At 48.0% G+C, this 12,140-nt stretch carries 11 protein-coding genes; 8 read left to right on the forward strand and 3 right to left on the reverse strand.

Annotation, left to right across the window (positions count from 1 at the left end; all coding sequences use genetic code 11):
- Positions 1-107 precede the first annotated feature (107 nt).
- From AB3R30_RS12560 to AB3R30_RS12570, 3 genes are all read left to right on the forward strand, one after another.
- Positions 108-278 carry a chlorophyll a/b-binding protein gene (locus AB3R30_RS12560; protein WP_458649531.1) on the forward strand — a complete coding sequence of 57 codons (171 nt, stop codon included), beginning with the start codon at positions 108-110 and terminating at the stop codon, positions 276-278.
- 344 nt (positions 279-622) lie between these two features.
- Positions 623-1,105: an AAA family ATPase gene (locus AB3R30_RS12565; RefSeq protein ID WP_458649532.1), complete on the forward strand. Its 483-nt coding sequence runs from the start codon at positions 623-625 to the stop codon at positions 1,103-1,105.
- Between the two features lie 81 nt (positions 1,106-1,186).
- Positions 1,187-2,155 (forward strand): DnaJ C-terminal domain-containing protein, encoded by a 969-nt coding sequence (locus AB3R30_RS12570; protein ID WP_458649533.1) that lies wholly within the window; start codon positions 1,187-1,189, stop codon positions 2,153-2,155.
- A gap of 63 nt (positions 2,156-2,218) precedes the next feature.
- Here AB3R30_RS12570 and AB3R30_RS12575 read toward each other — a convergent pair whose 3' ends face one another.
- Both AB3R30_RS12575 and holA read right to left on the reverse strand, forming a co-directional pair.
- Entirely contained in the window at positions 2,219-2,626 is a 408-nt protein-coding gene (locus AB3R30_RS12575) for a DUF4168 domain-containing protein (RefSeq protein WP_458649534.1), read from the reverse strand.
- A gap of 161 nt (positions 2,627-2,787) precedes the next feature.
- Entirely contained in the window at positions 2,788-3,774 is a 987-nt protein-coding gene (gene holA, locus AB3R30_RS12580; protein ID WP_458649535.1) for a DNA polymerase III subunit delta, read from the reverse strand.
- A gap of 300 nt (positions 3,775-4,074) precedes the next feature.
- Between holA and codB the strand changes: the two genes are divergently transcribed.
- From codB to AB3R30_RS12605, 5 genes are all read left to right on the forward strand, one after another.
- Positions 4,075-5,409, forward strand: a complete 1,335-nt coding sequence (gene codB / locus AB3R30_RS12585; protein WP_458649536.1) for a cytosine permease — start codon at positions 4,075-4,077, stop codon at positions 5,407-5,409.
- Between the two features lie 202 nt (positions 5,410-5,611).
- On the forward strand, positions 5,612-6,892 hold the full coding sequence (locus AB3R30_RS12590) for a dihydrolipoamide acetyltransferase family protein (protein WP_458649537.1): 1,281 nt from the start codon (positions 5,612-5,614) through the stop codon (positions 6,890-6,892).
- A 29-nt stretch (positions 6,893-6,921) separates the two neighbouring features.
- Positions 6,922-7,647: a DUF1995 family protein gene (locus AB3R30_RS12595; RefSeq protein WP_458649538.1), complete on the forward strand. Its 726-nt coding sequence runs from the start codon at positions 6,922-6,924 to the stop codon at positions 7,645-7,647.
- Between the two features lie 175 nt (positions 7,648-7,822).
- Positions 7,823-8,590, forward strand: a complete 768-nt coding sequence (locus AB3R30_RS12600; RefSeq protein ID WP_458649539.1) for a metallophosphoesterase family protein — start codon at positions 7,823-7,825, stop codon at positions 8,588-8,590.
- Positions 8,591-8,711: 121 nt separating this feature from the next.
- Positions 8,712-10,088 (forward strand): glycoside hydrolase 100 family protein, encoded by a 1,377-nt coding sequence (locus AB3R30_RS12605; protein ID WP_458649540.1) that lies wholly within the window; start codon positions 8,712-8,714, stop codon positions 10,086-10,088.
- Positions 10,089-10,096: 8 nt separating this feature from the next.
- Here AB3R30_RS12605 and AB3R30_RS12610 read toward each other — a convergent pair whose 3' ends face one another.
- Positions 10,097-11,938 (reverse strand): tetratricopeptide repeat protein, encoded by a 1,842-nt coding sequence (locus AB3R30_RS12610; RefSeq protein ID WP_458649541.1) that lies wholly within the window; start codon positions 11,936-11,938, stop codon positions 10,097-10,099.
- Between the last annotated feature and the right edge of the window lie 202 nt (positions 11,939-12,140).

Genomic DNA, 12,140 nt, shown 5'->3' on the forward strand with positions numbered 1-12,140 from the left:
ATCTAAATTTTGATTTTGCTCACTTTTGCATCTTTACGATTTGACACTTTCGTTAACATCTGTTTACAATAAGCGCATAGGTAGGAATAAACTTGGAGCAATTAATCATGACCACTGAAAAAATCATCATTGCTGAAGACCGCAACAGTTGGAAATTTGGTTTCACCCCCCAAGCTGAACTATGGAATGGTCGCTTTGCCATGATTGGCTTTGTATCCGCTTTAATTACTGAGTTGGTAACGAGTCAAGGTGTTCTTCACTTTTTGGGCTTGATGTAGTTTTTCCAAGACAAAGCTTCTCAAGACAAAGCGATTTGGCAAAGAAATTAGGTTAGAAAAATGGGTTTCTTTAGTGAGAAGCCCATTTTTATGGGCACATTACGACTTTATATCTTTCACACTTGGGTGATCCTCACAATAGTTGATAATACTCCTTGCGAACTGAATTCTAGAGCAGTATGAGGAAAGGTCAAGACAATAACCGTTTGTTATTCCTTATTTCTTAAGGCTCTTTGTGTCCTAACTTATTCATCCGTTGCTATAGTTGCGCTTTTCTAGATGCAGATAGGAATAATTGAATATAGGTTGAGTGATTTTCGGTTTCATATTAATCGCAGTTTGAAATGATTCGTCTATTTTTTTTGATGGGTCTTCCTGGTAGTGGAAAATCTACCTTGGCAAACGCCTTGCTCGACGAGTGTCTAGATCGCAGCTTGATCTCAACCGATAGAATTCGGTTAGACCTATATGGGAATGAAGCCATTCAGGGCGACTGGCTACAAATTTGGCAAGAAGTAGGACGGCGGTTTTGCGAGGCAGCCAGTCAAATTCAGCAAGGCGAGAAATCTGCTGCTATTTATGATGCAACAAATACAGTCCGCCAGCAGCGGCGAGATATGATCGCTCTTGCCCGAAAATCTGGCTTTACTCATGTGTCCGGGATTTGGCTGAATACTCCTCTGTGGCTTTGCTTACAGCAAAATCAGCAGCGCGATCGCCAAGTTCCTGCCGATGTTATTCAGCATATGAGTCACCGCTTACGGGATGCGCCACCATCCAGGCTAGAAGGGTTTGATAGCTTTTTAAGGGTAGGAAATCAGAGATAGGAGCTACCAGTTTTTGTTAATGTGGGATTACCATTGAGTGACTAGGCGCTATATAGAAGTGCGTAATAGAGGTAGGGGTTGATGGCAGCGACCGATTACAAAGACTACTATGCGGCGTTGGGGGTGAATAAGTCGGTAGATGCGGATGAAATTAAAAAGGCATACCGCAAACTGGCACGTAAATATCATCCTGATATGAATCCTGGCGATCGCCAAGCAGAAAACCAGTTTAAGCAAATCAGTGAAGCCTATGAGGTGCTATCCGATCCAGATAAGCGCCGCAAATATGACCAGTTTGGGCAGTATTGGAAGCAGGCAGAACAGCCGAGATCGCCCTACGGAGGCAGCAGCAATGTAGACTTCGATGGCGTTGAATTTGGTCGCTATGGCAGCTTTGACGAATTTATCAACGAACTGTTAGGGCGGATGGGATCTGACCCTGGGTATGGCAGTTCCAACCGTTATCGCACTTCACCAGGAACAACAGGCGCACCACCAGGCAGCACAGCGGGGCTTGACAGTGAAGCGCTGCTCACCCTAACTCTGGGGGAAGCATTTAATGGAGTGCAAAAGCGGTTGTCTTTGGGAAAAGAAGTGATTGATGTTCGCATTCCCGCCGGTGCAAAGCCTGGAAGCCGCGTTCGGGTTCGAGGAAAAGGCAGCTATAGCCCTCACTACACGACTCAACGCGGGGATCTTTATCTAACGGTTGAAATTGCGCCTCATCCATTTTTCCAGTTTGATGGCGATAATTTGGTGTGTGAATTGCCCATTACTCCGGATGAAGCGGTTTTGGGTGCCGCGATCGCAGTACCAACCCCTGACGGCTTAGTAACAATGAACATTCCAGCGGGGATTCGATCTGGGCAATCGTTACGGTTACGGGGAAAGGGATGGACAAAACCAAAAGGAGGGCGCGGCGATCAGATGGTGCGCGTGGTCATTACTCCGCCAAAAGAGTTGAGTGAGATCGAGCGGGAGTATTATGAAAAAATTCGAGACAATCGGACGCATGATCCGCGATCTCATCTCAAGGATATTCAACTGTAAGTTTTGAGTGAGCCAGATAAAATTAGCCTTAGCTCACTCAAAACTTTGGTTTAACAGCAGCGTTTAACGGGGACGTGCAGGGCATTCTTTCGGTTTTGGGTTTTGCTGACAAAAGCGAACCGCCGCGTTGAATTTGGCAACAGGCATCCGCTTTTCCTCAAGAATATTGCGAGAGTTTCTATCGAAGCGATCGCAAATTTCCCGCACTTTGCTAGGAATATTCCCTTGCTGGCAAACATTGTCAGGCACCTTGCCACCCATCAACTGCTTGACCTCAGCAAAGTCCTGCATCCGCTGTAACTCAATTTGCCGCGCTACATCTGCATATTGTGCAATGTCTGCTGGAGACTGGGCTTGGGCAACACCCGTACAAAGCAGCCCAACGGTTGATACAACGCCAAACACTAGCGCTTTAAGCGTAGAAGGATGGCTGAAGCATGATTGGAAGTCAATAGAGCGATTCATATTCATAGCTGCGTGTTCAATGCCAAAAACTAGCACATCGAAAGTCTTCAAATGTTTTGAACTATTTTAAGGGCGATAAGTTCCTAGAAGAAAACGATTTCTGACTTGTTTGTTTTTCCCATCTCTCATCTACTACCACAGATCTCTCATCTACTACCACAGATCTCTCATCTACTACCACAGAGTTGACATAGCTCCACGATTTTTGTTTGCATTGTGGCTAAATCGTCTGCTCCATCCTTGAGGCTAAACTCTAGCTCTAGCAACAACGGCAAGGTTTGCATCAGCGATTGGGAAGAAAGCGGCTGTACTTCTTGTCTTAAAAAATAAAGTCGCTTTGGATTCGCAATTTCAGCCGCTTTGGCGATCGCGGTATCGTCCCGCTCACCCGATTCCACCATCAGCTTGATCCACAGCCAGCGCCGAAATTCCCCAATCAAAGAACTGACAATCCGCAGAGCCGGTTCATTTTGGCGCAACAGTTCTGCCACCATTTCCAACGCTTCAGCAACCTGTCCTTGGCGAATGGCAGCCGCTAGCTTTAAGGTATTTTGCTGAGTGGCAGCGACTAAGGTAGCCACATCCAATTCAGTCAGCGATCGCCGAGCATCTCCAGCATAGAGCCGCAATTTTTCCAAAGCGCTATAGAGTTGGCGCGTATCATTGCCCACTGACTCCGCCAATAGTTCTGCGGCTTCTGGGGTTAACTTAACAGTGATCTCCTGAGCCGCCTGCTTCACCTGCTTCAGTAGCAAATCTCCTTTCCATGGGGGAATTGGAGAAAACTCTCGAACCTCAGCATACTTTTGCAACAGTTTTGTCACCTTCAATCGACTATCAGGCTTTACCGAACTGGTTAACAGAAGAATGCTGGTAGTGGGTAGCGAAGCAAAAGTGCGTTCTAACTCCCCAAAAAGCTCGTCTGAGCATCGCTGACACAGTGTAGTATCCACTAGCCAAGTTAACCGATTGCCTGCCCCAAACGGCGGAGTCATTGCCTGATTTAACCCTTGCGTGATGGCATCGGATTGTTCTGGTGAGATTTTGTTGTAGTTAAAACTTTCCCAGGCTGGATCAAGCACTTTTGCTCGGAGAACTTTGGTCGCTTGGGCGATCGCAAACTCATCGGCTCCCCAATACAAGTAAATTGGCATCCGTACTCCTAGTCTATTAGGTAATTGTATTGGCAAGGTAATTGGCAAACTAGGCTATATATATTTTTAATACTATTTTTGCGCGATGTACGATTATCTCAATTCTCCTCACCCTAAATCTCTCTCCCAGAGCGGAATTCAGGGTGAGGGCAAACTCTGGCGAGGCAAACTCTGGCGAGGCAAGATATGTTGATACCTTACTTTTAATAGGTTTTCACCCGTTATGTTGTCTGCTATACGATGGCAACTAGAGATTTGCCAGTAAGTAGGTAAAGTAGCGTTGTAGGGGCGGCTAAGCTGATGAAGACACCACCTGATACAGAGATGAATAGGGAAACGCGATCGCTCATCGCTTCAGAAGATTATCCTTTAAGTCCAGTGCCGTTGACTGCCCGTAAATCGATGGCATCTTTGGCACCCTTGCTCATGGGTTTCACGCTTTATTCTGGGACGCTCTTTGCTGGCGGGTTAGTCGGTCCAGCGTTTAAGTTCTTTCCTGATTTACTGGGGTTAATCATCGTTGGCAACCTAATTTTAGGAACCTATGCCGCCGCACTCAGCAATATTGCCGCCAAAACGGGACTCAGTACCGTGCTAATGGCGCGATTTAGCTTTGGTAATGTGGGTTCACGCTGGGTTGACTTTATTTTAGGTTTCACCCAAATCGGCTGGTATGCCTGGGGAACAGCGCTGATCGCAGATTTATTGAATAAGTTGGCAGGAGTGCCGCCTTCTTGGAACTGGCTCACTATTTTATTTTTCACCTATTTCTTTTGCTCTACTGCCTACCTCGGCTACAAGGCAATGGATTGGCTTAGCCGCATTGCGGTGCCTGCCATGCTGATTTTGATGGTCTGGTGTTTTGCGATCGCGTCTAACAAAGTGGGTGGATGGGCAGGGCTGCAAGCCATTCAACCTACCAAGGAGATGACAATTGGGGTAGCATTAACCATTATCGTTGGTACTTTTGTATCGGGCGGCACTCAAGCAACCAACTGGAGCCGATTTGCCAAAACAGGCAAGGTCGCAACGATTTCTACTTTACTTGCCTTTTTTGTTGCCAATGGCTTTCTTCTATTTAGCGGCGCATTCTGTTCTCTTGTATATGCCAATGTTCCGGGCATCGCCGACAGTTCCGATATTGTACAGGTGATGGCATATCAGGGTTTAGTGGGCTGGGGTCTGTTGCTATTATTTTTGAATATGTGGACGACTCAAGACAACACCATTTATGCTTTTTCAGTCGCAGGTGCCCATATGTTTCGTACCAATAAGCGAACCCTGTTTGTGCTGGGTGGCGCAACGATCGCCCTAGTTCTGGCGTGGGGTGGTATCTACAAAATGTTGGTGGATTATCTGATTTTGCTAGGCACGTTCATTCCCCCAATTGGCGGCGTAATTATGGCTGATTTTTGGCTGCATCGTCGGGGTGAATTTCCGCCGCTGGATTTGCCGCAGCCTGCGTTTAACTGGGTGGGCGTGATTGCCTATGTTATGGCATCAGCGATCGCTTACTTCACAGGAAAAGCCAGTTTGGGGATTGCACCCATTAATGGCATTGTCGCGGCAATCATTCTCTATTTGATTCTAAGTAAAGTATTGCCTCAGTCAACCACTCACAGCACCCTAGGATAGCAAGGTGAATGGTAAAAACGATTTTCCTGGTTGCGCTGGGCTTTATACTGTTCAAGCTTGTAAAATTGATGGGACTGCAATAGTTGCATCAATTTTACAAGCTTGATTGGTTTGGATAGAAACCTGCACGATCAGCCATGCCAGTGTATGCGAGCGATCGCATTAATTTTATTGACTTAATGTTTGCTTTGGAAAGTGCCCCATGATTAATGAAGTGTTCATGCCTGCTCTCAGTTCCACCATGACGGAAGGGAAGATCGTCGCGTGGGTAAAGTCTCCCGGCGACAAGGTGGAAAAAGGCGAAACCGTAGTAGTGGTTGAGTCAGATAAAGCAGATATGGATGTGGAGTCTTTCTATGAAGGTTACTTAGCGACTATTGTAGTGGCAGCGGGTGAAACGGCTCCAGTCGGTGCGGCGATCGCCCTAGTCGTTGAAACGGAAGCCGAAATTGCCACCGCTCAACAGCAAGTCCCTACCCCAGCAAAATCGGAAGTTGCAGTACCCCCCTCAGCGGCGGCGATTGTCTCTGCTGAAGCGAGTCCTTCCACCAACGGCGGCAGCGCTGGTAATGGTCGCCTTATCGTTTCTCCTCGTGCCCGAAAATTGGCAAAAGATCTAAAAGTTGACCTGAAAACTTTAAAGGGCAGTGGTCCCCATGGACGGATCATTGCTGAAGATGTGGAAGCCGCCGGAGGAAAAATTGCAGCAATTCCTGCTGTTATGCCCACTGTTCCCATGGCTCCTGTATCCACTCCTGCACCCGCAACCGCTTCCACTAAACCCGCCGCGACTTCCGTGCCCGTGGTTCTAGGACAGCAAGTTCCACTCAACACGCTGCAAAATGCCGTTGTGCGAAACATGATGATTAGCCTGGAAGTACCCACGTTCCATGTCAGCTACAAAATCACTACCGACAATTTAGACAAGCTCTACAAACAGGTGAAGTCTAAAGGGGTAACGATGACGGCGCTATTAGCAAAAGCCGTCGCGATTACTTTGCAAAAACATCCGGTTGTGAATGCTAATTATGTCAACCAAAGCATCAACTATCCAGCGGCAATCAATGTGGCGATCGCCGTGGCAATGGAGGATGGCGGACTGATTACGCCCGTGCTGCAAAAAGCAGATCAGATGGATTTATATTCCCTGTCACGCACTTGGAAAGATTTGGTCGATCGAGCGCGTGCGAAACAACTTCAGCCCGATGAATACAGCACTGGCACCATTGCGATCTCTAATTTGGGCATGTTTGGGGTCGATCGATTTGATGCGATTTTGCCGCCAGGGATGGGTTCCATTCTCGCGATCGGTGCCTCCCTGCCTACGGTGGTTGCCACCGATGACGGTTTGCTGGGTGTGAAGCGGCAAATGCAGGTGAACATGACCTGTGATCATCGGATTATTTATGGTGCCAACGCCGCCGCATTTTTGAAAGATTTGGCAAAGCTGATTGAAACCGATGTGCAGTCGTTAACCCTCTAAAATTAACACTCTAAGAATAAACACGATCGATGGTTGATTTTCCTACCACCCTAGATGAAGCGATCGCCCAAGCGCAAACAGCAACCCAAGCTGCCCTAACAGCAGGTTACACACGGCTACAGGTGGAATTGGCAATTCCAGAATTAAAACCGATGCAGCCTGCCTATCAGTTTCTTCCAGCCCTCGCCAACTATGGCACTGGGCTAAAAATTTTCTTCACCGATGCTGGCGCAGCAGCCCTTGCCCGTCGAGATTGGGGCGAGATTTCCCATTCCATTCAAAGTATTGACATTGCCGGGGCACGCCAAACCTCAGTCGTGGAAGAGTTGGTCACTCCAGATGATAAAGCCTTTCTGTTTGTGGCGCCGTCTTCAGTTGAAGTGTTTTTGGTAGAACAGATTTGTAATGCGGCAGGCGATCGCCCGGTTGTCCTGTTTAATCCTCGATTAGAAGACGTGGGCACCGTCGGGATCGGCTACACAGCGCGCAAACTTCGAGAGCGCTTTTTAAACACCATTGAGCCTTGCTATTTCCTCAAGCTATTAGATGGGGCGGCATTACTTCGCTGCTATCCTTCTACTTGGCAAGTCTGGGCTGGGACAGACGAAAACTATACCCTAGTTGCAGAAGATCCGTTGAAACCCAGCTTAGAACGATTGGATGAAATTTTCATGAAAAACAGCGGCGTTCAACCCTCTCGCCCTCAAAGTATGTTTGCAGGATTAGAGCGTCTTTTAAAGGCTCTCCGTCAGTAAAGCCTCAGTAAAGTTGATGAGATTGACTGTAATGTTTAAGCGTTTTATGAGAGTCGCAAGGAGAATCGGGGCATAATGAAAATAGAGTGATCTATATCACTGCGTCGGTATTTGCCAGTTAAATAGCAGATGTCGCACGGGTGTAGTACTGTTAACGGTGTTAAAAGGCGATCGCATGACCCAAGCTTGTCATCGGCGAATTATCATAGGCGACGTTCATGGACATTATCGAGGACTGATAACGCTTCTAGAAGCGATCGCGCCAGACACCTTAGATGAAGTCTACTTTTTAGGCGATTTGATCGATCGAGGACCCGATAGCGCCGATGTAGTTAGCCTAGTTCGACAGCATCGATACACTTGTTTACTGGGAAATCATGAACAACTGATGATCGATGCGTACCCCAACGGTCACCCCTTTACCCCTGCCCTGCAAGCCTGGTTATATAGCGGCGGACGAGCCACGATCGCTAGCTACGGTGACACGGGGAAGCTGTTTCAAGATCATCTCGCTTGGTTCAAAACCCTACCCTCCCATCTTGACTTAGGCGATATTTGGTTAGTTCATGCTGGGGTTCACCCCCTGCTGCCAATTGAATCCCAAAGCCTTCAAGAATTTTGTTGGATTCGCGACGAATTTCATAGCAGTTCCAAACCTTACTTTGCCGATAAATTAATCATTGCAGGGCACACCATTACGTTTACCCTACCCAAAGTAGAACCCGGAGAATTGGCTCAAGGATACGGCTGGTTAGATATTGATACGGGAGCTTATCATCCCAAAAGTGGCTGGCTGACGGGATTAGATATCACGAACCGTGAAGTCTATCAGGTCAATGTTTTTAGCGGAGCCAAACGCAAGTTACCGTTAGATGAAGTGATCACTCGAATTGAACCAACCCAAGTTTTAGCGCATCGCCAAGCCCTACTCAATCGCAGCTAAGGGATAGCAGAGTCATCAGACTGGTTGGTATCTAAGATAGCTAGCTGCTCATTCGCGATCGCCTTACCATGGGGCTTAAGTGAGATAAAACTATAGTGATCACAAACACGAGGGTTAAGGATTGGGCGTTCAAACGATTGAAGAACAAGCGTGGGCAGCGCTTGAAAAAACGGTTATTTACTATCAAAACAAACCTGTTGGCACTGTTGCCGCCCTTGATCCAGATTCTGATGCGTTGAACTACGATCAGTGCTTCATTCGAGATTTTATTTCGGCTGGACTTTTGTTTTTAATCAAAGGAAAACCCGAAATTGTTCGTAATTTTTTAGAAGAAACCCTCAAGCTCCAGCCGAAAACTGGGCAGTTGGATTGCTCTAAACCCAGCCGGGGATTAATGCCAGCCAGCTTCAAAATAGAGACGATCAACGGACGAGAATATGTACGGGCAGATTTTGGGGATCATGCGATTGGGCGGGTTGCGCCAGCGGATGCTTGCCTCTGGTGGATCTTTTTGCTGAGGGCATACGCGATCGCTACCGAGGATATGGAACTGGTGCATCGCTCAGACTTTCAAGAAGGCATTCGCGTCATTTTGGAACTTTGCCTTGTTACCCGATTTGATATGTATCCGATGGTTTTGGTGCCCGATGCCGCTAGCATGATCGATCGCCGCATGGGGCTGTATGGGCATCCCTTAGATATTCAATCGCTGTTTTATGTATCCCTCCGCGCCAGTTTAGAACTCTTGCTGCCCAACCAATCAAACCAGCGGATTATTCAAGCAGTACAGGCACGACTGGAACCGTTGACGACCCAACTGCGAGAAGATTACTGGCTCGACACTGAACGCTTGAATGAGATTTATCGCTATCGAGTGGAAGAATATGGGGAAGGGGCGCTTAACCAATTCAACATTTTTTCAGATTCAATTCCCTTTTATAAACTGGCAAAATGGCTGCCCGAAGCAGGCGGTTACTTGGCAGGTAATCTGGGACCTTCTCAGCTAGACTGTCGCTTTTTTGCGATCGGCAATTTGATGGCAATTATTTCTTCTCTAGCGGATGAAGAACAATCCCACAAGATTTTGAATGTGATTGAACTGCGCTGGAGCGATTTAGTCAGCCACATGCCGATGAAGTTGTGCTATCCAGCCTTGGAAGATGCGGATTGGCGGATTGTGACGGGAGCCGATCCCAAAAATCGCCCCTGGTCGTATCACAATGGCGGCAGTTGGCCCGTGTTGCTGTGGATGCTGACAGCCGCCGCACGCAAAATGGGTCGGGCAGAGTTGGCGCACCACGCGATCGCGGTTGCTGAACGCCGCTTAGTGCATGATCAGTGGCCCGAATATTACGACGCGCCCGATGCTCGATTAATTGGTAAAGAATCACGCAAGTATCAAACCTGGACGATGACCGGATATCTACTCGCAAAAGAGCTAATCGCTGACCCTAGTCACCTCAAGCTGATCACGTTTAGCTATGGAGGCGTTCTCTAGACTAGATTTCAGGAAGATCGGTAGTCAATCAACAAGGTTGGCAGGTAGTCAAAGCCGTCTACTCCAATGATTTGCAAAAACTGCGGACGGTATTTTATCAAAATTGCTTGGAATGCTTCGGCTCCCATTTGCCCGTTCAGAATGCTGAGGATTCCGGCGGGTTGTCGCCATTGTCGAGAGCCGATCTGATTGAGCAGATACATCCCCAAACATCCGGTATAAATTGCCAGTTCAGTGTTGCCTAACCCGCGATGGGCTTCGGCAAGATAAGTACAGTTTAAGCCTTGTAAAAATAAGTCGCCGATCGCTTGAGCAATCCGCAGCCCTTTTTCCAACGACGCGATCGCCGCTGGATATTGCGCCAACATCACTTGAGCAATGCCCAAACTATTGGTACAAAGCGCTTGGCTGGGCACATCTCCTTCCTGCTCAGACAGGCTTAAGCCCCGCTGCAAATATTCCAAAACCTGTTCGTATTGATCGGTGTCTAAAGCAATTTCTGTCTGCCCTTGCGCCACTGTGGTACTGCCCAAATTCGTGAGGGCATTGGCTTCACCCAAGCGATCGCCGGTTTGTCGTGCCAAAATCAATGCCCGTTGGCTAGTATCGATCGCAGAGGAATACTCGTTTTGCATTACCCAAGTGCGGCTGAGATGGTTGAGGTTGGCAATTTCACAGCGGCGATCGCCCGATTCTCGCGCAATTTCTAAGGCTTGCTGGTGCAGTTTTACCGCCTGCTCAACTTGACCCAATGCTCGCTGCGAGTAGCCCAGCAGCGTCAAAATTCTGGCTTTACTGGCAGTATTGGGCACCTGCCGCAAAGGTTGATCCAAATAGTCCAGCGTCGTTTGCAACGGTTCGCCCGATAGCGCCGCAAATAAGCCTCCATACAAAGGGTAATAAGGCTGCTGAGCAAAGTAATACAGCGATTGCAGCGCCATTTGAAAACAGCCCTGCGCTAAAATCGGTTGGCTCAGTTCGCTAAATCGCTGGGATAGCTGGCTCCAAACGGCGGTGAAGCTGAGAAAAGTGGCGATCGACAGCCGTTTTCCAGCCGTAGCATCATAGGGCTGTTTATCAAACCAAGCGACTAAGCCCAACTGCAATCGCTGCAAGGCGATCGCCCATTCCACCCACTCGGCAATGCTAAGCGGTGAAGCAACTCCTGCCGCTGTCACCGCTTGTTGTTGCGCCAAATTACTAAACAAAGCTTTCAACCCCGGCGATCGCACCGACTTTGCCCAACTGCTCCAAGGTCCACTCTGCTCCGCTCCACCAAACCCCAAGGAACCCCGGTTTTGGTCAAAAATCCAACTCACCACATTCACTTCCAGTTCTTGCCAGGTTTTTAGCCCTTGATTCAGTCCGGCAGCAAAGTTGGCAATTTCTATAGAAAATTCCTTGGCAACATCGGGGGCACTTGCGGCTTGGTGCAACAGTTCAGCAAGTTGTCCGATTTGTTCACGGGTTAGAACTTGAGCCTGGTTGGGATCGATCGCGTTCAAAAGCTGACTCAAGCGCTCCTCGGTTGGTTGAGCCGCGATCGCCTGCACCACTTTAGTTAACACAGAACTGGTTTGATTATTTTTTTGCCAACGATCCCACTCGCCTTGAATCGTTTTCAATGCCCGCTGTTTGCGCGTTGCCTTCGCCTGAATCAACTCATCCGCAGACTTTAACTGCCCCTCAACCTCTTCCACTTGCTCCTGCAAACACCGCTCAAACAGTTCACCCGTACCGCTGCTAACCTCCGCCTGCAACAGGGCATACACCTGATCTTTTGAGCGAATCTCGCCCTTCAGCGTAGCGGCAATGATGCGGTTAATCAAATCCAAGTAGCGATCGTGCATGGGAGGGTTAGTAGTTTTGAGTTTTGAGTTTTGTTCGCGTAGCGTCGACCTAGGAGATATTTTGAGTTTTGAGTATGGAGTGCGAGGGTACTGTCTCAGCGTAACAAAAAGAGGATTACAGGCTTTCTTTAGAATTGAGGGACTAAAAAATTGTTTCGATTCATTTATATTTCTTAAACTATTGAAATACAGAGCAAATTTT

Origin of the sequence: Sivoneniella epilithica UHCC 1019, from assembly GCF_040830845.1 — a bacterium.
Taxonomy (GTDB): Bacteria; Cyanobacteriota; Cyanobacteriia; order Leptolyngbyales; family Leptolyngbyaceae; genus ULC077BIN1.